This window comes from Butyrivibrio fibrisolvens, assembly GCF_023206215.1.
Taxonomy (GTDB): domain Bacteria; phylum Bacillota; class Clostridia; order Lachnospirales; family Lachnospiraceae; genus Butyrivibrio; species Butyrivibrio fibrisolvens_C.
Genome location: NZ_CP065800.1, coordinates 1,610,777 through 1,635,675, shown reverse-complemented (window position 1 = coordinate 1,635,675; position 24,899 = coordinate 1,610,777). Strand labels below are relative to the sequence as shown.

Below are 24,899 nucleotides of genomic sequence, written 5' to 3'. Positions count from 1 at the left end.
AAAATCCCACCCTTACGATACACAAGGGTGGGATTTTTGAGTTAATCGAGCGGCTCCTACTTGGACGGACCAGCATCCCCAAAGCCTAAAAAAAGGAAGTCTGCAATTATATTAACAAAAACGGCTAAAACCTCTATTTCTAGGGCTTTAGCCGTTTTAAATATCTACTATAAAGTCAAATCAAAATTGCGTATCCTGGAATTCATATCCAATTAAGATATATCCAGCAATATATCACAAGTCTTATTGAGCAGCTTTCCAAGCATCATACTGTGACTGGAACTCAGCAAGAACATCCTGATATCCTGCAGCGTCAAGTGCTGCCTGGTACTCTTCGATTGTTGATGCAACCTTGCTCTCAGGAATACCACCATTTTCAAGCGGGAATCCATACTGCTCGAAAAGGTTAGCACATGCTGTATACTGAGCTTCTACAGGGCTCTTGTCAAATCTGAAACCTGCTGCGCAAGATGTGTTAGCGCCACCATTGAAGTCTTCATAGAGTTCAGCCTTGTTAGCTGGCTCGTTATCAAGTGGTGTAACGATTGTTGCTGAAGCTGATTCCCACATTGAGTGGTTGTACTTCTCAGATGTCTGTGTGACCTGTCCATCTGCGTTGTATGTGAAGTCTTCACCTTCGATACCGAATGTATATATATCAGCAAGTGTTGAATCTGTGTAAAGGAGTCCCATGAAATCAATACAAGCCTGAGCCTGCTCAGCTGTGCTGTTTGCTGTTACGCAGTAGCAAGAACCAAGAGCTGATGTTGAATGAGCATATCTGTCTGTAGCCTTCTGCATTGTTACATCCTGGCCATAACGTGAATCTGCTTCATCATTTACAGGAATATCTGTCCACCATGAAATACCCCAATCCTGTGTCTGAGTTGTTGTATCAGTAGTAACCTTTGTATAATCATCTTCTGAGATGTAACCCTTATCAGCCCACTGAGCCATAAGTGTACAGAACTCAAGATATTCAGGTGTCTGGATAGTATTAACAACTTCGTTTGTAGATCTGTCTACAGCAAAGAAGTTTGTAGAAGAATCAGCTGTGAAGAAATCGAAGCTGTCGATGTACCATCTGTAGAACATTGCTGTCTTCTGTGTAAGGAAAGGATATTTAAGTCCTTCTGACTTACAATCAGCAAGCATTGGCTCAAGATCTGCAAGTTCCTTAACAGTTGTGATATCCCATCCATACTTGTCAATAAGATCTTGACGGAACATGAAGTCATAACCTTCTACATTGTCCTTGTATACAGGGATGAAATAGTTTTTGCCATCATACTTGGTTGCTTCCCACTGGCCTTCATCCATTGAATTGTAGAGGTCTGTACCAGGAAGAAGATCTGTAATATCATATACAGCATTAGCAGGAACAAGGTCATTAGTTCCGATTGTTCCTTCCCATGATGCTGTCCAGAGAAGGTTGATCTCGTTGTTGGCAAGAGCCAGATTAGCCTTGTCTGTGTATTCACCTGAGCCAATATCTGTAAGTTCAATCCTGACATTGATCTTATCAGCAATATAATCATTGATTGCATCCTCAACCTTTTGTACCTGATCGCCATCAGGGCTTGCAAGGTTGAATGTACATCTGTAAAGACTGATTGTTACAGCGTCACCAGAATCACTACTCTCAGAAGCTGTATTTGTTTCTGATGTAGTATCAGTGGTATTAGTGGTATTAGTGGTATTGGTGGTGTCTGTAGCAGTCTGTGTGTCTGTCGTAGATGATCCGCAACCTGCGAGCATCGACATAGCCATAGCCGCTGCCATTGTTACTGAAAAAATCTTTCTCTTCATCTTATTCCCTCCCTAAAAGAAGATTTAGTATATATTTTTCGCCTGCGCTGTGCAAACGATAAAATATCAACCTTTTACAGAACCAACAGTAAGACCTTTAATAAAATATTTCTGGAAAAACGGGTATATTACCATAATAGGAGCTATTACAACTACAACTGTTGCCATTGTTGCTGAATACTGCGGAATTGTACCTCCCATAGCTGCTCTTGCTGCTGCAGGCACGTTGTTGTTGTTAAGAAGGAACTCTATACTCTTTTGGATATTTATAAGAAGTAGCTGAAGTGGTTTTTTATTATCACTTGTTATATACAAAAGAGCGTTCTGCCAATCATTCCAATAGCCCGTAGCCATCATGAATCCAACTGCTGCAAGTGAAGGTTTTAAAAGAGGAAGAACAATCTGGAAGAAAGTTCTGTACTCTCCCGCACCGTCTATCTTGGCAGCTTCCATTAGTTCGCCCGGGATACTATTGGCTATATAAGTTCTAAGAATTATTACATTCATAGTTGAAACACAAAGCGGAAGTATAAGGAGCCATAAGCTGTCTTTTAATCCGTAATAACTTGTAAATACGATATATCCGGAAAGCTGCCCTCCATTAAAGAGCATCGGTATAAGAAGATATACTGACAAAAACTTACCAAGTCTAAAATCGCTACGGCTTATAGAATAAGCAAACATGCTCATTACAAGAAGTCCCAAAAGTGTTCCGAATACAGTTATGAATATCGTAATTCCATATGACCTCGCAAGCTGTGTTCCATATCTAAGAACCGTATTAAATCCGACAAGTGACAGCTTCTTTGGCAAAAATGAGAAGCCATTTTGTGTTATGTACTTTTCATCAGTAAATGCTGCTATAAACACCAGAAGAACCGGTAAGGAACAAAATAGTGTATATATCAACAGTATTATCGCAAGTATAAATTGTCCTACTCCAAATCTGTCTCTCTTGGAAGGAGCCAGATCCAAATCTTTAGTCTTAGCCATCTTTTTACTCCTCCCTTAATCAGAATAATGCGTTTTCAGGTTCAATCTTTCGAACCATAAAGTTAGCAAACAGCATAAGCAGAAGGCCAACCACCGATTGAAAGAATGATGTAGCTGCAGTAAATCCAAAATTTGAATTCTTGAAAATTGCATTCAGTACATATGAATCAATAACCTGTGTAGTATCATAAAGAATACCGCTATTTCTTGTTACCTGATAAAAAAGACCTGTATCAGATCTCATAACATTTCCGACTGACAAAAGAAGCATAACCGTTATCATAGGTATCAGTGAAGGAAGTGTGATATGTCTTATCTGTTGCCATTTGCTTGCACCATCAATGTCAGCAGCTTCATACAAGGAGTTGTCAATACCTGCTAGAACTGACATATACAGAACCGAGCCATAACCTGTATCCTTCCAGATCTTGACTACAAGGAGTATCCAGGGCCACAATCCGGCTTCAGAATAAAACCTTATGCTGGTTCCAAAAAGGTTATTGATAATACCCGTATCAGAACTAATAAATGCATATACAATAAACTGAACAGCCGCATAAGAGATAAATACCGGGATAATCATCAGCGTTTGCATTGTCTTGGCCATCTTTTTGAGAATCAGCTGATCTATTGCTATTGCAAGTGCAACATTGAGAACTGTCCCGACTGCTGTAAAAAGAAGATAATACAAGATTGTATTTCCTGTTATAGATAAAAATGTTGCTTTGGAAGCTATAAGAAACTTGAAATTATCAAGCCCACACCATGGACTTGCCCAAATACCTTTGGTAAAATCGAAATTTTTAAATGCCATGACAAGACCCGCCATAGGCACATACATTATGAAGAATAAAATCAGAAACACTGGAAGTGCCATCACTACATGAGCCCGATGTTTCCAGGTATTACTACAGAAATTTTTCATATTTATCTCCTCGCCCTCTTTTTAGTTGGTGCCATGTGCTTAGCAAGTTGCATTAACTCATGACTACCTCTTGATTCTTTGATAGCTCCGGAATTATTTTCGAAAACCGAAGCCCTCTTTTATCAACTCAAACGTTTTCGTAATTTAAATATACATCATATTAACCGGAAATGCAATACATTTTTCACACTTCATAGGCATATTTCTAACTTTTTCAACAATTATAATGATATATTTTGTACTATTTGCATAAGTACTTAACAATTTTCGCATTAAGGTACATATTCAAATACATCCTCCAGCAATATTTGTTATTTCGATATTATTCTGCTCATTCCGTTGTATTGCTGCATTTTTCAACTTGTTATCAAGGGAAAATCACGTAAAAAATTCTTAAACGTTTTCGAAAAAATCAAATTACTTTAATATTATGTAAAATAAAAAAGCAGATTTCTTACGAAATCTGCTTACAGATGTGAGTGACAAGATTCGAACTCGCGACCTTCTGGTCCGTAGCCAGACGCTCTATCCAGCTGAGCTACACTCACATATTTATTTAGTTCGTCGCTGTGTTTGCATCAGCAACGGATATAATAATATAACACCCTAATAGTTTTGTCAACTATTTTTCCAATTTTTTTTTAAAAATCGTTTTATTGCATTTTTGTTATCTCTATTATGTCCATCTTTATCAGTATATCTCCTGAAACACAAGCATCTTCAAACCTATCGCATAGCCAGATATGGACACCTTATTTATCAGTAGATCGCCTTTCCCTATCAGATCTTTTGATGTAGATCACTTTTCCCTATCAGATCTTTTGACGTAGATTACCTTTACTCAGTCAGATCTTTCAAATTTATCACGTAGTCAGAGATCGTTGCCTTGTTTATTATAAACGTCTACAATTTACGCTTAATCATCGTCATAATCATCATCTTCTCCGTGGAGTGCCTTAAGCTCTTCTTTTTCCTTCATCTTGGTCTTCAAGAAGGCATTGTTCATCTCCAGTTTGGCCTGCCTGAAGCAGTTTATAAGTTTGGGGTTGAATACGCCGCATTCACCGTTAACGATCATTCCAAAGGCTTTGTCCATAGAATACGCTGCCTTATAGACTCTTTCGCTGATAAGAGCATCGTATACATCCGCAAGGCCTGTAAGCTGGGCTGCTATGGAGATGTCTTCTCCTTTTAGTCCGTCAGGATATCCGTTGCCATCATACTTCTCATGATGGTGTCTGCATATATCATAGCTGTATTCAAAGTAATCCTTGTCCTGAATATCCGAAAGCATTCTGATAATATCACATCCTCTTGTAGTATGTGATTTCATAACTTCAAATTCATCTCTTGTAAGTCGTCCGGGTTTTAGAAGTATAGTATCAGGGACTGTTATCTTGCCTATATCATGCATTGCAGAAGCATCTGCCATTACATCAACCTGATACTGTGTAAGGCCGTACTCAGGATACATATTCATGATGTATCTGCCTAGTATAGATACAAAGTCATGGATACGCCTTAGATGATATCCTGACTCAAGGTTACGGAACTCAACTATAGTGCAGATCTTTTCAACGATCAGCGCATTATTTTTCTTAAGTATCTCCTGCTGCTTTTGAAGCTGCTGGTACTGGGCGCGAAGGAGCTTGGTCTGTGAAGTTATCTGCTCTTCGAGATGTCTTTTTGAAAGGATAAGTTCTATGGATCTACTGACCTTCTGTTTAACTATAAGTGGTTCAAAAGGCTTACATATAACATCAGCGACACCTTGTTCATAACATCTTCTCTCTGTCTCTGCAGAGGTGTCGCTGGTTATCATGATAACAGGAATCTTGTCCAAAAGCTTGACTTTACCTATCTCTGTAAGCACAGCAAAGCCATCCATCTCGGGCATATTTATGTCCAGAAGGATAGCTGCAAGGAATGCCCTGCTTTTGACTACCATATCTATCGCTGCCTTGCCATTATCAGCTTCCAGGATCGTATAATCGTCCTTGAATATCTCTTTAAGGACATCGCGATTGATCTCGGAGTCATCAACTATGAGAATTGTAGTTTTACTCTCGGTTCTCTCTTCAGCCATATCATCACCTGTATTGTTTTTCTTGTAATCCAACGATACTTTATTCTAAATACTCTCTACTTCTTGTATATAATTCCGCCCTTTTCTTCTCTGGTAGTATTGATTTCAAGCTGTTTGCCATCGATTATAAGAAGGACTCCGGCATAGATTATGCTTCTTGCGGTGATGCTGGCTCCTCTTACTTTATTCATCTGCTCGGCCATCATTGTCATTTTTTCCTCATAGCTCATAAGCTCTTTTTCCTTAGTGCTAACGGCCATGTTAATCTTGATCTTCCACTGGAGCTGCTCTCTGGAGTTTACATTGGCGGTTACTATGCGTTTTTGCTCTTTGTACAGAGTTTCAAGTTCTGCTTTGGTTCTGTCTATATCTTTTTTGTTCTCATTAAAATTGTATAAAAGCTCGGACGTAACTCCTACTCTTACGATAGTCCTGATATCGCTTTCGCTTCCTATCCTTGCAGCACTTACACCCATCTGAGTTGCTACATCTCCGCCTATTATGGATCCCTCCTCGCCAAAGACCATAACACTTCCTCTAACATCCGCCTTGCAATTGACGATGCCGTTACAAAAGATCGATTTATGGGTCGTGATATTAAGATTCTGAAGATATCTTGCATATATATTGCCGCCTGCAGAGATTTTGGCCATATCTTCAAGACCATTACAGCCGCTTCTAAAGACTATATCTCCGTCTGCTTCGATAGTCGTACCTTCTGCATATCCATCTATGATAACGTCGCCTTTGGCTCTTATAACAGACCTGGAAGGAACTTCTCCCTTAACCCATACTGTACCTACAAAATCAACGTTCAGTGGCTTTCTGGTACTTTCTACGACTTTTAGAGGGCTTATGATCATCTCTCCGTCAGTAAATCTTACAGCGCCTGATACAGTCGCACAGAAAGTCTTATGGTCGGGCATGATCATAAAACCTCGCCCTTTGATAATGGGAAGGTCTCGGCCATTCTTGCCGGGGAGTGTGATATTCTTGATAGTCTTGCCGTCAGATCCATGAATTGCCGGATGGTATACTGCAAGCTTATCTCCGACATTAACAGTTGCGAAGTACCTGACATTATCAAAATTGGCTGATCCGTCCTGAGTATACTCGATATCTGTAGGAATTTTTCTATCGAAAAAGAATTCGTAGTAGCCGTCTTTACCAAAAGTAGGGCCATAACCTTCTGCTATAAGTTTCTTCTCTTCATACTTCTCATTGGTTATCATGTCTTTGATAACATCTTTTTTGATACCAAATGTAATATTCGCTTTGGCAAGAAGCTCTAAGACAAAATCCAAAGTATACAAACGCCCGCTCTTAAGTCTTGGCAGGGTCAGATACGCCTTCAGACCGTCAGGTGTCATCTGGAGGAAATGCCTCTTTTCTTTTTCGGTTCCATCAAATGATTTATATTTGCTGGAGGATGAGGAATCCTCTTCGGCTATATGTCCGTCCCTTCGTTCTATATCATCTTCAAGGCGAAGGCTTATGGAGTTAGCAACACCGGCGTCCTCACCCTTTTGAAGGCGAAGTCTTATAGTCTTCATATCCATTGCAGAATTGATCATGCTGGAATATTTGGATACATCTATACCAGCTTCAAGCCCCTTCCTGATCTCGTGCATCTGCCTTGGCTGATACAAGGGCTTGGCATATACGCTTACATCAATGCGGTTTTCAAGCCCTTTTCTTATCTCTCTCATCTGGTGCCAGTTGAATTCATGATCTGCATATAAGGATACGTCCAGACCTTCCTTGAGACCTATTCTGATCTCACGAAGATTCTCGCCTCTTATCTCGACATTGAGATATTTGTCAAAATCATCAAGATGCTCTTCTCTGGCTGCTATAATCTGCTCAAGCTGGTCTTCATCATAGCCTTGCCTGACATATTCTGAAATGTCTATCTGACTGGTATGGGCATGCTTCATGGCACGAAGGACGCCTGCTGAGTTGTTCTTTATCTCTTCTGTTGTAAGATTAAGGCCGGATTTCATGCATTCTCTTGCTTCCCGCATCTTCATCGCGGGGATAGCAAATTTGGCATATGCTGATATATCAATATTATCAACAAGCCCTAATCTTATCTCCTGCATCTGCTCAGCATCATATAAAGGATCTTTGTAAAAGACTATGGGAAGACCTGCTTCAAGTCCAAGTCTTATCTGCCTCATCTGTGGGCCCAGGTAGTCTTTTTTTATATACTCAGCTGCATTGATGCCACTGTATAGTCCCTGCCGGATCTCATAGATCTGAGATAAGTCATAACCATCTTTCCTGAATTTGGTCATATCAATATTCTGCTCCATCTCAAGGCGCAGTTCTTCCATGAGCATCCAAGGCATGGACGAATTCATATATCTGGAAACATCGACCCCTGATTCAAGGCCTTTGCGAACTTCTACCAGCTGGTTATAGTCAAGCTTCTTGCTTCTTATATTGTCAATGTCACCGCCTAGCTTTTCGCATAACGAAAGCTCCTTTTCATACTCGATAGCCTGAACCTCTTCCAAGGCTTTCTGCGTCTTGATCTGCTCGTCTTCCTCGCTATCATGCGGCGCATCTACAGAATCCGCAGGATTTGGATCATCTTCTCCTTCTTGACCTGCGGCACCTAAATAATTTTTATAAAACTCTTCAGTTGTAAGATCTCTAGGCAATCTCTCTTTATCCATTACGGGCTCATCCTCGAATGGTGATAACTACTACAACCTGTTTCCGGTAAATATACAAATATCTAAACATAATCCTTGCTATATCCTTATATCGGATTTTAATTAAGTTTTATTAACTGATACAAAATCCCCGCATCAGGCTTCATAAGTTGCCTGGTGCGGGGATCCTTATCTATTGCTCAAACTTCTCTCTTAACAAGTTTTTCTCGGTCATGGCACCAGCCAAGCAGGAAGTTTAAGTCTATTATTTATTTTGTTCGAACATTTCTTTAATGGCCTTATCATACGGCGCTCTAAGGACGCCATATTCTGTTACGATTCCACTTATGAGTGAGTTGTCTGTTACATCAAAAGCAGGATTGTAGACCTTGACACCTTCAGGAGCCATGCGCTCTTTGTACCACATATCCGTCACTTCTTCAGGTTTTCTTTGCTCTATGACAATGTCATCACCTGTAAAAGTGTTCATGTCTATAGTCGATGTAGGAGCGCATACATAGAAAGGTATGCCGTAGTGCTTTGCAACAGTTGCAACAACGCTTGTACCTATCTTGTTGGCCGCATCTCCATTAGCAGCTACTCTGTCACATCCTACGAATATAGCCTGAATCTTACCTGCCTTCATAATAGAAGCTGACATATTGTCGCAGATAAGTGTTGTATCTATCCCTGCCGAATGTAGCTCATAGGCTGTAAGACGTGCTCCCTGCAAAAGGGGTCTTGTCTCATCGCAGTATACATGAAAGTCATATCCTCTTTCATGTCCGAGGTATATAGGAGCTGTTGCTGTTCCGTACTTACAGGTTGCAAGCTGGCCTGCATTGCAGTGTGTAAGGATACCATCACCTTTTTTTAGGAGTGTAAGGCCATTTTCTCCAATCCTTCTGCACACATCTATATCCTCTGCCTTGATGGCTTCGGATTCGTCATGCATGACTTTAATAACAGCTTCTTTGTCAAAAGATCTTCCGGCTCTTTTCTCTTCTTCGATAAAAGAAATGACTTTATGCTCCATGCGTTCAAGCGCCCAGGAAAGGTTAACAGCTGTCGGGCGGGAGCTATTAAGATAGTCCTTGTTCTTCTTAAGTTCTGAAAGGAACTCTTCTTTGCTGGAAGCCTTGGAATGCTTCATAAGAATATAGATGCCAAAACCTGCGCATACGCCAATAGCAGGAGCTCCTCTTACCTGAAGAAGGTATATGGCGTTCCAGATCTCTTCTCCAGTCTTTAAGTCTATAAGTTTGGTCTGCCCCGGAAGGAGGGTCTGGTCTATGATGACGATGGCATCACGCTCATCTGCAAGAGCGACTGTTTCGTAATCAAGTATACTTTTCATGATATTTTTCCTTTGTTTGATATATTTATTTATAAGTTATAGAGCTTTGTATATTTATCCTCAAGATAGTCAAGGTAGTAGTTTACATCAAAGGGCTTACCTGTAGCCTTTAACATGATCTCATCTGCATTGTATCTGCAGCCGTATCTGTGGATGTGCTCACGAAGCCATCCTTCAATCTCAGCATATCTGCCCTCTCTTAGATATGAATCTACATCTATGTCTTTTCGCATAGAATCCATGAACTGGGCTGCAAAAGCTGAACCAAGAGCATATGTCGGGAAATATCCAAAGGAAGCGTCAGACCAGTGTACATCCTGCAAGATACCGTCTCTTGCATGTTCAGGTCTTATGCCAAGGTACTCTTCATACTTGTCAGCCCAGGTCTTATCAAGGCCTTCTGTAGAAATAGTACCATCAAAAAGTCCTTTTTCTATCTCATACCTTATCAGGATATGCATAGGATATGTAAGCTCATCTGCTTCTGTACGAACAAGTGAAGGTGTGCTGACATTGACTGCTTTTATGAAGTCATCAAGGCTCACGCCTCCAAGAAGATCGGGGAAGCACTCGGTAAGCTTATCATAATTGGCTTCCCAGAAAGCCTTGGATCTTCCAAGATAGTTCTCACAAAGTCTTGACTGAGATTCATGCATACCGCTTGATACGCCGTTGGACAGGATCATTCCGTCATACTTTGGATCAATATTGTGCTCATACCATGCATGACCGCATTCGTGGATCGTTGAAAATATGGCTGATACCATATTGTCCTCAAGATACTTGGTGGTAGTACGGCAGTCATTCTCACATACCCAGTCTGTGAAGGGGTGCTCAGTCTCGTTCTGATAGCCCCAGCTCTTGTCATAGGCAAGGTAGTCAAGAAGGTGTTCCATGAACTTCTTCTGGGCATCTATATCGCATTTTTTATAAAGGAAAGAGTCGTCTATACCGCCCTTATCTGCTACCTTCTTGATAAGCGGTACAAGGCGCTCCTTAAGTGCGTCAAAAAAGGCGTCATACTTGTCCCTGTTCATGCCGGGTTCATAGTCATCAAGCATCTGATCATATATAGGCATATCCTTGCCACGATATTCATAAAGCTTCTTACTTCCGTCTATGACTTTCTTAAGATAAGGCTCGAATATCGTATAGTCATCCGCTTCCTTGGCTCTACGCCAGTTGTTAAAAGATTCATTGGTAAGTTTTTGCCAGCTTACAAACTCATCTTTGGGGATGCAGACTGTTTTTAACATATTGTCATAGTAAAGCTGCGCAGCCTTCTTGATATCAGGATCTATGGAATCATCATCCTTCAAAGTCTTCATGATCTCCATCATCTCAGGATCTGTCTCTATGGAAAAGAGCTCGCCGCTTAAAAAAGCTGTCCTTTCATCCCTGTACTCCTCGCCCGCAGATGGAGCTATTGTCTGCTTGTCAAAGCCTATTAACGCTAAGGCCATGTTGTATGCTGAACATTTGAAGACCCATTCCTTGTACTTGTCTATCATTTCGTTTGTTGTCATATGAATAATCCTCTCTTTAGTTATAATACTGTGTGCATCCGAAAAAGCATCATGCGCTTCTTAATTCGCACTCTGCAGGGCAATAACTCACATTTTGTCAAAAGATAGTCCTAACAAAAAATGTTGGCCCTTACGTCATATTATACCTATGTAAAAGTGATATAGAAAGAGTAATCGTAAATAGAAGCCGGCGATGCGTATTCGCACCGCCGGCTCCTTGTGTGAGAGAATTACTTAACTATAATTCTTAACTTTAGTTACTTATTACTGCTCTTCTTCCTTCTTTCTGCCAATCATCATTATTGTTACTATTGCGCCTGCGCAGATCATCATAAGAAGGATTCTTGCAGGTATCTGACTTTCATCACCGGTCTGTCTTGTTCTGCTTTCACCAAGAACTGCGGGTTCTTCAGGAGCGATTATCTCTTCGTCTCTTGTTGCACCAAGTACTGCAGGTGTTGCTACAGGAGCTGCTGCCGCAGGTGCAGGTGTAGGATCGATGGTGAATGTCGGAGGTGTAGGTGGTGTAGGCGGTGTAGGTGGTGTTGGAGGAGGTGTAGGTGTTCCGGGATCTGTTACAGTAAGCGTACCGTATACCAAACGGATAATGTAGTTATGTGTCTCAATAATCTCATCGAAATCGCCATACTGTCTTCCATGATGTGTAACCACTTCATTCCTTGCTTCCTGTATTGGCTGTATCGGTTCTTGTTCCTCTTCCTCAACTGGAGTTATGTCTTCTTGAGCTGGAGTAGGAGTAAGCGGAACTGCATCACCATTTATAAGAATTGTAAAGTAGTTAGGTGATGATCCAACTGCTGTCTGTGTTCCTGTTACGTTCCAGGTAAGTTCTCCATCTCTCTCATAATAAGTACCTTCCTGCGTAACCTCTGGATTAGTTAATGCTGTACCATCATAAGTCTTTGAAGATGTACCCGAAGTTAATGTTACATATGCAGGTGTAATTGTAAGAGCTGCATCTTCAGGAAGAACTACTGTGAAGCTGCTTGTCATGTCAACTTCCTGATCATCAATAGTTGTTACTACCTGATACTGTCCATCAATAGCTACTGGGTAAGTATCAACATCTGTTCCGGTTCCACCTGAAAGTGTCAGGCCTGTTAATTTATAATCTCTTCCATTAACAGTGATTATGAAATCTTCACCAGATGCTGTTACTGTGTTAGCCGGATCATCAGCTGTAAGAGTGAAAGTATCAATAATTGTATGCTCTGTTGCATCATACATTACTGTATCGCTCTTATCATCAGCTGTAAGATCTACAAACAGGATTACTTCAACCTTTTCGTAGGTGATTGTTATTACATTCTTGCTTGCATCTGTACCGATTGTTACATCATCTGTCTTTTCTTTGTAGATGTAACCTTCGATATCTGTCTTTATGAAGCCCTGGCCTTCAAGTGTCTCACCAAACTTCTTTGTTCCTGTATCAGGATCTGCCAGCTCATTGCCCTGTTCGTCCACATGATTTACTGTGTATTCGAACTCTGCCGGCTCGTAGGTGATTGTTATTACGTTCTTGCTTGCATCTGTACCGATTGTTACATCATCTGTCTTTTCCTTGTATGTGTAACCTTCGATATCTGTCTTTATGAAGCCCTGACCTTCAAGTGTCTCACCAAACTTCTTTGTTCCTGTATCAGGATCTGCCAGCTCATTGCCCTGTTCGTCTACATGATTTACTGTGTATTCGAACTCTGCCGGCTCGTAGGTGATTGTTATTACGTTCTTGCTTGCATCTGTACCGATTGTTACATCATCTGTCTTTTCCTTGTATGTGTAACCTTCGATATCTGTCTTTATGAAGCCCTGACCTTCAAGTGTCTCACCAAACTTCTTTGTTCCTGTATCAGGATCTGCCAGCTCATTGCCCTGTTCGTCTACATGATTTACTGTGTATTCGAACTCTGCCGGCTCGTAGGTGATTGTTATTACGTTCTTGCTTGCATCTGTACCGATTGTTACATCATCTGTCTTTTCCTTGTATGTGTAACCTTCGATATCTGTCTTTATGAAGCCCTGACCTTCAAGTGTCTCACCAAACTTCTTTGTTCCTGTATCAGGATCTGCCAGCTCATTGCCCTGCTCGTCCACATGATTTACTGTGTATTCGAACTCTGCCGGCTCGTAGGTAATTGTTATTACGTTCTTGCTTGCATCTGTACCGATTGTTACATCATCTGTCTTTTCCTTGTATGTGTAACCTTCGATATCTGTCTTTATGAAGCCCTGACCTTCAAGTGTCTCACCAAACTTCTTTGTTCCTGTATCAGGATCTGCCAGCTCATTGCCCTGCTCGTCCACATGATTTACTGTGTATTCGAACTCTGCCGGCTCGTAGGTAATTGTTATTACGTTCTTGCTTGCATCTGTACCGATTGTTACATCATCTGTCTTTTCCTTATATGTGTAACCTTCGATATCTGTCTTTATGAAGCCCTGACCTTCAAGTGTCTCACCAAACTTCTTTGTTCCTGTATCAGGATCTGCCAGCTCATTGCCCTGTTCGTCTACATGATTTACTGTGTATTCGAACTCTGCCGGCTCGTAGGTGATTGTTATTACGTTCTTGCTTGCATCTGTACCGATTGTTACATCATCTGTCTTTTCCTTGTATGTGTAACCTTCGATATCTGTCTTTATGAAGCCCTGGCCTTCAAGTGTCTCACCAAACTTCTTTGTTCCTGTATCAGGATCTGCCAGCTCATTGCCCTGTTCGTCTACATGATTTACTGTGTATTCGAACTCTGCCGGCTCGTAGGTGATTGTTATTACGTTCTTGCTTGCATCTGTACCGATTGTTACATCATCTGTCTTTTCCTTGTATGTGTAACCTTCGATATCTGTCTTTATGAAGCCCTGACCTTCAAGTGTCTCACCAAACTTCTTTGTTCCTGTATCAGGATCTGCCAGCTCATTGCCCTGCTCGTCCACATGATTTACTGTGTATTCGAACTCTGCCGGCTCGTAGGTAATTGTTATTACGTTCTTGCTTGCATCTGTACCGATTGTTACATCATCTGTCTTTTCCTTGTATGTGTAACCTTCGATATCTGTCTTTATGAAGCCCTGACCTTCAAGTGTCTCACCAAACTTCTTTGTTCCTGTATCAGGATCTGCCAGCTCATTGCCCTGTTCGTCCACATGATTTACTGTGTATTCGAACTCTGCCGGCTCGTAGGTGATTGTTATTACGTTCTTGCTTGCATCTGTACCGATTGTTACATCATCTGTCTTTTCCTTGTATGTGTAACCTTCGATATCTGTCTTTATGAAGCCCTGACCTTCAAGTGTCTCACCAAACTTCTTTGTTCCTGTATCAGGATCTGCCAGCTCATTGCCCTGTTCGTCTACATGATTTACTGTGTATTCGAACTCTGCCGGCTCGTAGGTAATTGTTATTACGTTCTTGCTTGCATCTGTACCGATTGTTACATCATCTGTCTTTTCCTTGTATGTGTAACCTTCGATATCTGTCTTTATGAAGCCCTGACCTTCAAGTGTCTCACCAAACTTCTTTGTTCCTGTATCAGGATCTGCCAGCTCATTGCCCTGCTCGTCCACATGATTTACTGTGTATTCGAACTCTGCCGGCTCGTAGGTGATTGTTATTACGTTCTTGCTTGCATCTGTACCGATTGTTACATCATCTGTCTTTTCCTTGTATGTGTAACCTTCGATATCTGTCTTTATGAAGCCCTGACCTTCAAGTGTCTCACCAAACTTCTTTGTTCCTGTATCAGGATCTGCCAGCTCATTGCCCTGCTCGTCCACATGATTTACTGTGTATTCGAACTCTGCCGGCTCGTAGGTGATTGTTATTACGTTGTCTTCTGCATTTTCTCCGATTACTACGTCTTCTGTCTTTTCCTTGTATACGTAGCCTTCGATGTCATCCTTTATGAATACTTCACCTTCAAGGGTCTCTCCGAATGTCATCTTTCCGGTATCTGAAGTTGCGATCTCTTCACCGTCTTCGTTCACATGGTATACTGTGTAGTCATATTCAGGAATCTTTTCCCATACTGCGAACATTGCCTGATATGGCATTGTTTCATCTGCAGCTACCTGAGTAACAGCATTTCCATTGTATGTGTAAGTTCCTGAGCTACTATCATAAGAAATGTAAACTGTTAAATTGTCCTTTTTATAGTTGCTTTGAGTTTTCATGAAGCTAATAGCAGCATCAGTAGTTTCACCCATATCAACTCTAGCCCAACCTATAAAGGTATATCCTTCGCGAGTCAGTGCTTCCTGAATATTTACAGCTTCATTTACAACGAGAGCCTTACCTTCTGCATTAGTAGTATCTTCATGGAAAGCTTCTGTACCATCGTTTTCAAACCATGGAATAAATGTAACAGTTGGCTCCTCAACTTCTTTATAAGCAGCACGAAGTCTGACAATATAAGTAAATGTTCCCTCATCATCATTATTACTAATTTTTTGAGCATTAGCTAAAAGTACTTCATAGGACTGACCAGGATATATAATAGATCCTTCAACATCTATATATTTTCCGTCTTCTCCACTCTTGCCATTCCATGTCTGCATTACCCAATGATCAAACTGATAGCCGGTAGGCGCTGTTACTGCAGGGAATGCAGTAGCTTTTGCCTGATCTACATAGGTTTTACTATCAGCCTTAGTAGTATCACTACCGACACTCAAAGTAGTATCATATGAACTATATTCAACATTTATACCATCTGCACCTTCAATAGTAGATCTCCATTTTGCATAGAGATTGAATTCTTTTTTAATCCAAAATCTATCTACGTCTTTGTTGGATGTTGCGCCATTGCCCCATTTATCCATAGGATCTGTAAAATGGCTTGTTTTATCATAATCTGTAGTTACAGTTGTTTCATTAAGTTTGAATCCTTCAGCATTAAATACCTGAGTACAAGCTTCATCAGTATACCAGCCTACAAAGGTGTATCCTGTTCTGGTACCTGTTGGAACACTTATTGTACCATTATATGCAATTCTGAAGTTCATTGCCTGACTATTAGAACCCCAGGAAAGTGTTGAATCTGTACCTGCATTTGGATGAAGGAATACACGGTATTCAATCTGACGCCATTTAGCATATACAGTTATTGAACCTAATGGCATAGTATCAAATACATATTCGTTACCTTCAGTACATGCCTTATCCATATACCATCCATCAAATATATAGCCGGCTACGTCAGCTGGTTTATAATCATTGTAGCTGCTAATATCTGATTTATAAGTGATATTTTCTGTTGTGCTAAGATTCTCACCGGATTTATTTTCTATAACATTACCATTACCATCAATATATGCTCCATCCATAAAGTTTATAGCATATTTATTTGGAATATAATAGAAATGTACGTAATATGGGGATCTTGTTGATCCTGTTGTTAAATCCGCATCATTAGTATAACCATCATAAGCAGGTGCATGCTGTCCTGTATACGATGTTGCCTGAGATTTAACGTCAAGTGTTTTATCTGGAGTTTCACTATAAACTATATTGCCAGCAGCATTTGTAGTTCCAAAATGAATATAATAAGTCCATGCATTAGGATTTCCATAACGAGCAGTTACAAAGTTTCCAGATTTAGAAGAAAGGTTACCAAGTATCTGCTCATCCATAATACTAATCGATCCCTTAACTGTATCTTGACCTCCTCCATCACCTATTCTTGCCTTAGCTGAAGGCATAAGAATCCAGCTTACAAATGTAGAAGAGGAAGTTACAGAAGAATATTGCGGCCATAAGCTACTTATATCATCGCCATAATATGCTGTAATACTATAGTAGTAATATCTATATCTTCCAGAGGATTCATATGATATATCTCCTAAACCACTAATACTAGTAATATAAGATAATCCAGTACCCCAATTCCCATAATAAGTACCGTTTTCTGAATAAGCCGATGAACCCTCCGGACTGTTTCCACGATTGTTGGTCCTTGTAACATAGAATCTAAAAGTATACTGTACACGATCAAAATATATATTTGCTACCGCTGTACCCTCAGGTACTATCTCATCATCTTCAGTATTTGAATATGTAAATCCTGTGTATGGATCCGATTCAGTACCACTTGATACAGATGTAATTCCTCCATATTTTTCGCCATCAATTGTTATATATTTAAGATCGCCTGTAGTAAATTCCTTTATTATAGAATCTTTTATACTTTCGCCTACAGTTCCTGTTCCTACATAAGACTCAGCAAATTCGTAAGAACCACTTCCACCTTCTTTTTCTTTCCATATAAGTATGGTGAAAGGTGCCTCTTCTACTGCTGTCCATTTAGCATAAATTGTAGTCTTTGTCTCAAGCTTTCTTCCAAATTCAAATTCTGCTCCGGTTGGATCAGTTACACCTATTGTTTCAGGTGCACCTAAATACCATCCGTCAAATGTATATCCTTTTCTTACCATTCTAGTCGGATCAGGTTCTACTGTTACTTCATCTGACAATATAAACTGAGGAGCTGTATAAGTAGCGCCTTTACCATTCTCTTCATATATAAGCCAGTGTCCTTCAGGAGCATTAACAGTAAATATAACATTTCCAATTATTGAAATAACATCCTTATTTTGGAATGTATTGCCTTCTTTATAGGTATAATCTTCACCATTCAATTTAACTATATTATCCTGACTGTCTACATCAATAACATTCCAGCCCTGGAAATCATGTATATCATCAGATGGTGAGTATGCCTGATTAACCGTATATTCCTGAACAAGTTCTTCACCAGATGCTGTTGCTTTTATACTAATAACGTTTTCACTAAGAGCAGTATTTGTCTCATCAAGATAAGTTACTGTATACTGTTTAAATAGAGCAGCATAATATATAACAGTATCACCATCCTTAACGCTTTCCCAATTTTCATAATTAGCTATTGCATTACGTACACCATCAATGGTATATACTGTAGATTCTGTTGTATATTCTTCATCTGTAGTCCATCCCATAAAGATAACATCTTCTGCAAGTGTTCCAACACCAGGATCATACAGAACTTCTTCCATCTTATCACTTTCTTTAACGTAGATAGAAGCTATCTCTGTCGTACCATTAAAGAACTTAACTAATAATCTGCTATTCTCGTCATGCGTACCAGTAACTACAGCATAGACTGAAAATGCATCTGAACTAAACTCAGCTTTGTTGCCATTTATGCTTGCACCAACAACTGATGCATTGCCGCTGTCATCAACATGGACAACTGATGCTTCGTTAGCATTTGCGATCTCGCTTGTTGTAAGTGATACGCTTATAGGTACCAGTGGCTCTATCTCATGGCCATCATATGAGAATGTAATATCAACTGCTATAACCTTCTCAACTGTATAGTCATCGCCAGCCTGATCTTCTGCTGCCTTAGTTGCTGCACTTATGATACTGTCATCATTCTTAGCTTCTACGGATACTGTTGTTCCTTTAGGGAATGCGCCTTCAGGAGCATCTATACGAACATAGATTCCGTTAGCTGTTCTATGGAATGTAACTGCAGGCTTTTCTTCTTTCTTTTCGAATGCTGCTGTAAAAGTAGTATCTTTTTCTATATTAGAAGGAGTAAACTTAGCTTCTTCCCAAACTACTGTTCCATTAGCATCTTTCCAGCCTATGAACTTGTATCCGTCATCTGCTGTTGCTGTTGAACCTTCGATCTTAGCTTCTTTGTCTTCAAGGTCTATCTTTTCACTTGTCTTGGATACGCTACCGCCTTCGGTTGTTTTATATGTAATAGTAACAACCTTGGCACCTGCAACTTCTTCATCTTCTTCGAGTTCGAAAGCTGCTGTGTATGTAGCATCTTCTTCTATATTAGAAGGAACATATGTAGGATCTTCTGATACGATATTGCCATCTGCATCTTTCCAGCCTATGAACTTGTATCCGTCATCTGCTGTTGCTGTTGATCCTTCAAATGCTGCTTCTTCATCATTGACATTGACTGTCTCAGTCTCTTTAGAAACTGATCCGCCTTCTGTAGCTATATAAGCTACTGTTACGTTCTTTTCTTCTACTACTTCAACTTCTTCTACTTCGGGTTCTTCAGGCTCTTCAGGTTCTTCAGGCTCTACAACGATTTCTTCAAATACTGCTGTGTAAGTCTTGGACTCTGTGATTCCTGAAGGAACGAATGTTGCATCTTCAGATACGGTATTATCATCAGCATCTTTCCAATACTTGAATGTATATCCGTCATCTGCTACTGCAACTGTACCTACATATACAACAGTTTCAGCGTCAAGGTTTACTTTCTCTTCGAAGTAGTCAACATACTCATCTTCGCCCTTATAAACCTTACCGCCTTCAGTTGTGTTATATGTAATTGTGATAATGTTGGCCTCATCTTCAGAAGTTTCTTCTACAACTTCTTCGGGCTCTTCTGTAAGATCTTCGCCTTCTACATCTTCCTCAAGCTCGCCTTCAGTTTCTTCCTCTTCAACCTCAGGTTCTTCTTCAGGAACTGGCTGTGGTTCAGGCTCTGGATCTGGTGTCGGCTCGGGTTCAGGAGCAGGTTCCGGATCCGGATCCGGCTCGGGTTCCGGTGCCGGTTCAGTAACTTCAGGTGCCGGTTCAGCTGCAGGCTCTGCAGTAGCTTCTACAGTTTCCTCATCAGGCGAACCATCCGCGTAGGTTACTATGGATGCAAAATCACTAGCGAATGTACTCAGCACCAATGCAACTGTCAGCATCCATGCTAAAATTCTCGACTTTGTTTTTCTCATAAGCAATCCCTCTCACTTATACCAGGTTAACTGTTACCTAAGGTAATTTTTTCAGGATTATTTAGAGTTGCCTTCCATCCTCTGTATTTTATTTGCCCTTTTTGAATCTAAAAGCCCTGTGTCTCAAAGCGAGAGTTGCAGCGCATATCCAGTGCATAATGCGTTCTCGTTTTAAGACACAGGGCTCAAAATACCGGGCGTTCCCTGAGTAAAAATTACCAATATGAATTCTTTTTACCTAATATCACTATATCGCTTCAAAAATGTCTTTTCAATAAACATTGGTCGAAATAGCGATAATATGTTACGAAATTATATATTGGTTTTGAACGCATATTCAATCATTTTTATCTTTTCAAGGAACAAAAATCCGCCTTATTTTCAATTACATTCAAAGAATGTCACTGATAATAAGGCGGATTTGGATTCGGTACAATTGAACTTTGTTTATGTACTAAACAAAGATATATTCACAATTCGTATATCTTTATTTAGAGTTTTCTTTCTCTTTTCTTCCTATTAGGATAATACCCGTTATAACACCTGCGCATATAAGGATTATTATTACTCTTAATAGAATCTTGCTTTCATCACCGGTATTTCTGACTCTACTCTCACCAAGTACTGCAGGTGTCTCTGCAGGTACTATTACTTCTTCCTGCCTTGTAGCACCAAGTACTGCAGGTGTATCTACAGGAGTAGGTGGAGTAGGTGTTGTATAGGTTGTAGGCGGTGTCGGAGGCGTTGGTGGTGTTGGTGGTGTTGGAGGAACTGGAGGCGTCGGCGGCGGAGGTGTTACAGAGAATGTATTGGTGAAGTTCGCTCCGCTTCCATCTTGACTTAGACCGTCTATCGTCGCTACAAGTCTGCTGCCTTCGCTGTCATATTTAACACTTACTGTTATGTTATAAACTCTGGTGTCATATACGACTCCTGATAGGCTTCCTATTACCTCGTTTATCGTGTACTTATGATCTCCGACATCATTTCTGTCATCTGTGAATACATATGGTATCTCTGAGAAAGCAAATGATCCGTCTGCGCTGTTAGTAACTGTCTCTATCACATTGCCTTCTTCATCCTTAAGTTCAAATGAGAACTCGTCAGCTGCAAGGCTTCTTCCTGTAAGTGTCTTGGTTCCTGAAAACTTTACACTGGTTCCTTCAACAGTTTTTTCCTCATCATAGATGTTGTTAAACTCTGCGATAAGAGCCAGGTTAAAGTCTGAATCAAATTCAGAAAGATTCTTACCTCTTTCAAAATAGAAGATCTTAAGTGTGTGAACCTTGCCATCCTTGTATCCTGCGCCCAATATATCTGCAAGATTACCGCTGGCAGTATTAACTCTGCTACCCGAGTTCTTGTTAGAATACTGATAATATTGTATTGTCCCTGTGTTAAAGTTAAGCTCAGCTCCAACCTTGTCATGAACTCCGCCGAGGTCTATTACAAGATGTCCGTCAATGAATACCCATACATCATCGTCACCTTCAAAGTTATAGACCATGTCTGCAGTGATACTCGGGTCATCTTCTGTATGTATAAGTCCGTCTGTAGGTATTACGAAGGCTGCTTCTGTTACTGTGCTGAAGTGATAGTTATGTTGATCGCCAGTTTCTTTTTGGCTATTATTATCAAATGGATAAAAAGCTTTGTTTACATATCTATACGACCCCCCATCACCTATATCGTAGAGGATAACATTCTCTCTCTTATCTGCAACTCCTGCGGATACATCTGTAAAGAGATACTTAAGGCTCTCATTAGATCCGGTAACATCTGGGTTTAATACCGGGTATCCGTCTACAAGTTCAGACTGTACGATACCTTTTACTCTCTTGTCACTGGCAGTGCTGCCGGTATAATGATTGAATTTTCCGGAAGCTGCTGCATGTCTGGTAGTATTTTCATAATAATAAGTTCCGTCAGAGAACTTAAATGCATGATCCACATTAATTGTCGGCCCATAATAGTCATACAAACTTACACTTACAGGTGGAAGCGTATCATTCTTGACATATGCAGGGTTTGCTACAAGCTTAGTACGATCATCTATATATTCTGATACATAAAGTCTTAATATAAAGTAGCTTGTATCATATGTCATGTGCGGATCTTTGGCAGAATCATCAGGTATATCTTCTGTAAGCTTGAAATAGTAAGTGTCCGGTGTATCAAAGGAAAGGGTTGAGAATGTTATAATTCCCTTATCATCATTGGGAACGCCACTTTCTTTATAGTAGAGATTACTTGACTCCGGATACGGAGTGCCCTGCTCATCTGTTCTTACTATTGTGAAAGTAAAATCACCTTTTCCAAGATTTTTGCCTGTTCCTGTGAGAATCTTAAATGCCTTGGGAGTATACTGTGCCGGTTTGTAATAAGACTGTGTCTCCCTGTTTGAAACAATTGTGTATGTAGAAAAGTGCTCTGCTTTAAAATCTATATTTCTTGTATTGTTCTTGGTATCACTAACTTTCTCCAGGCCTTCTACTGTTGTTGACCCGTCAGGTCTATCATTTACTTCATCAGCTTCTTTATCTGTATTGTTGTCTGTATTGTTGTCTGTATTATCAGCTGTATTATTGGCTGAATCTGTATTATTGTCAGGATCTTTCTTTTCCTCTGTAGTCTCAGAAACTGTATCGTCCGATTCATTTGTTTTTACATAATAAACAGTAAGATATGTATCTTCTGAAGCTGTGTCTATAACATTTGAAAATTTGATCTCTACAGAATTTGAATCCTTGGGCTGGATATTGCCGTTTACTTTAGGATTAGTAATAGTTATATCAAAAGTATATGTTTCGCTTGATCTGGTATCGTTTTTGATCTCATCGTCAGATCTTATCAGTATTCCACTAGAATCCGATGATGAACTAGCGGCTTCATTATCATTACTTTCTGAAATACTATCAGCCATATCATCGGCTGCTTCCTGGACCTTGGCTTCTAATGAGCTGTCAACTTTGGTCACATTAAGTACTGATCCATCCGGGATAACGCCTGCATCTGCATGCGCTGTAACTGTGATCCCATCTACTGTAACCTCTTTGTCAAATGGATCATTATATGTAAGCTCATCACTACTTACAACAATAAAGTTGGCATAGAATGCCGCGGAATCATTACTTTCTGCTATTGTCTGTATTAAATCTTTACTTGGAGTAAACTCCTCATCTTCACTTACAATCTGTTCCTCATAGGTCCAGTTGACAAACTCATAACCTTCATCTGCCGCTGCAAGTGCCCCTGTTATAGTGAGAGTCTCTGCTTCAAGGTCTACATACTCTTCTACCATATCAGTTTTGACATCATCACTTAGAAGTATTCCGCCATTATTAGCTAAATAGGTTATCTTGAAATTGCCCGTACTATTATCGGCATTTTCAGATGAATCTTCAGATGTTTTTTCTGTAATATTTTCTTCTGTATCTGATCCATCTGATTCATCATCCAGAAGGTCTGTTTCATCGCTTTCTTCGGGATCACTTATGTCATGATCAGGGTTGTCCGAATTTTCAGCGTGCATATTATCTGTATTAATATCTGTGCTATTGGTATTTACATTATTGCCGGTATCTTGATCAGTATTATCTGATGGCGCACCGGTATCATCATTACTCTGACTACCTGTGACCGGTATTTCATTCACCGCATTGTCACTAGATCCGCCACTATTGCCAGCGTCATTAACGCTACCTGCTGCACTGTTTTCATCATTTTGTTGTGTTTCATTTAACTGCTGGGTAACACTAGAAGACTCACCTGCGTCATTTTCTGCAAGTGTAGTAATGCTGCTGTTTCCAAGAGTATGGAAAAGAACTGTCGCAGCTACAGTTCCGGAAAACAAGGTTTTAACAAATCTTTTGTTCATTCTACCCCTCTCTTCCATTCATATAGTCATAACTATAGCCACTATAAAAGATTCAAGTAAGATAAAACTAGTCGGTAGCAAGCTAAGCAAGTCTACAAAATGGATTCCCTTTAGCCTCAATCACCTTAAAAGATCTATCATTTCCTGCTGTATATAGAATTAGTTAATTGTTTTCTTAATAAACCTGCATAAATTTCTTATTTGTAGCTATCACATGTAGGTAAGATTAAGAAAATATGCGTTTTCTTCAGGTACCCTAACCCTGAAGCCTTACATATATTGGATATTTTATCACTATTTGGAGCAGATTGGAATAGTTTTTGCGTATATTGTTATATTTTTTTTTCGTTACTTTTTCTTGTATGATATGGTTTTCTATGATATTTATACGTATACTTATTATATATTTTCTCGTTTTTTAGTCTCTTATAATATCGGCATATTCGCCATTGTCTGCCTTTAACAGATCATCCGGAGACAGCTCCAGCTGTGATCCTATACGTCCACCGCTTATATAGATAGTCTCCTGCTCCTTTGCTTGTATGGCTACCTTTGTGACATAATTTTTCTTCATTCCGATAGAAGTTGTGCCGCCTCTGATATAGCCTGTAACTTTATTGATATCTTTGACAGGTATCATCTCTACATTCTTGACACCTACTGCTCTTGCGCACTTCTTAAAGTCAAGTTCCTCTGCGATCGGAACCACGAATACATAGTAGTTATGATCAGCTCCTACGGTCACAAGTGTCTTGAAGACTTTCTCATGAGGAAGTCCAAGAGAATCTGCTATATGTATACCATCAACGAATTCTTTGCATTCATATTCGTGATGCTTGTAAGGAATCTTCATTGTGTCAAGTATACGCATTGCATTTGTTTTTACTTCTTTTTTAGCCATTTCCT

10 protein-coding genes and 1 tRNA gene are annotated in these 24,899 nt (G+C 40.0%); all 11 read right to left on the bottom strand.

Annotation, left to right across the window (positions count from 1 at the left end; translation table 11 throughout):
• Window positions 1-243: 243 nt before the first annotated feature.
• The 11 genes from I7804_RS06705 to ybaK all read right to left on the bottom strand — a co-directional run bounded on the left by I7804_RS06705 (window position 244) and on the right by ybaK (window position 24,894).
• Window positions 244-1,809: an ABC transporter substrate-binding protein gene (locus I7804_RS06705; RefSeq protein WP_248405571.1), complete on the bottom strand. Its 1,566-nt coding sequence runs from the start codon at window positions 1,807-1,809 to the stop codon at window positions 244-246.
• Window positions 1,810-1,875: 66 nt separating this feature from the next.
• A complete protein-coding gene (locus tag I7804_RS06700; RefSeq protein ID WP_248405569.1) occupies window positions 1,876-2,802 on the bottom strand; it encodes a carbohydrate ABC transporter permease in 927 nt (308 codons plus the stop codon).
• A 19-nt stretch (window positions 2,803-2,821) separates the two neighbouring features.
• On the bottom strand, window positions 2,822-3,727 hold the full coding sequence (locus I7804_RS06695) for an ABC transporter permease (protein WP_248405567.1): 906 nt from the start codon (window positions 3,725-3,727) through the stop codon (window positions 2,822-2,824).
• Between the two features lie 474 nt (window positions 3,728-4,201).
• Window positions 4,202-4,275 (bottom strand) — tRNA-Arg (locus I7804_RS06690).
• A 368-nt stretch (window positions 4,276-4,643) separates the two neighbouring features.
• The gene (locus I7804_RS06685) at window positions 4,644-5,846 is read right to left on the bottom strand and encodes an HD domain-containing phosphohydrolase (protein WP_242994432.1); all 1,203 of its coding nucleotides are present in this window, start codon (window positions 5,844-5,846) and stop codon (window positions 4,644-4,646) included.
• Window positions 5,847-5,869: 23 nt separating this feature from the next.
• Complete coding sequence (locus I7804_RS06680; RefSeq protein ID WP_248405565.1) at window positions 5,870-8,494, bottom strand: DUF342 domain-containing protein; 2,625 nt, start codon at window positions 8,492-8,494, stop codon at window positions 5,870-5,872.
• Between the two features lie 244 nt (window positions 8,495-8,738).
• A complete protein-coding gene (gene mtnA / locus I7804_RS06675; RefSeq protein ID WP_248405563.1) occupies window positions 8,739-9,830 on the bottom strand; it encodes an S-methyl-5-thioribose-1-phosphate isomerase in 1,092 nt (363 codons plus the stop codon).
• Window positions 9,831-9,859: 29 nt separating this feature from the next.
• Complete coding sequence (locus tag I7804_RS06670; RefSeq protein ID WP_248405561.1) at window positions 9,860-11,356, bottom strand: carboxypeptidase M32; 1,497 nt, start codon at window positions 11,354-11,356, stop codon at window positions 9,860-9,862.
• A gap of 264 nt (window positions 11,357-11,620) precedes the next feature.
• Window positions 11,621-20,116, bottom strand: a complete 8,496-nt coding sequence (locus tag I7804_RS06665; RefSeq protein ID WP_248405559.1) for a MucBP domain-containing protein — start codon at window positions 20,114-20,116, stop codon at window positions 11,621-11,623.
• A gap of 487 nt (window positions 20,117-20,603) precedes the next feature.
• Window positions 20,604-23,993: a Spy0128 family protein gene (locus I7804_RS06660; protein WP_248405558.1), complete on the bottom strand. Its 3,390-nt coding sequence runs from the start codon at window positions 23,991-23,993 to the stop codon at window positions 20,604-20,606.
• A 418-nt stretch (window positions 23,994-24,411) separates the two neighbouring features.
• Window positions 24,412-24,894: a Cys-tRNA(Pro) deacylase gene (gene ybaK, locus I7804_RS06655; RefSeq protein ID WP_022758033.1), complete on the bottom strand. Its 483-nt coding sequence runs from the start codon at window positions 24,892-24,894 to the stop codon at window positions 24,412-24,414.
• Between the last annotated feature and the right edge of the window lie 5 nt (window positions 24,895-24,899).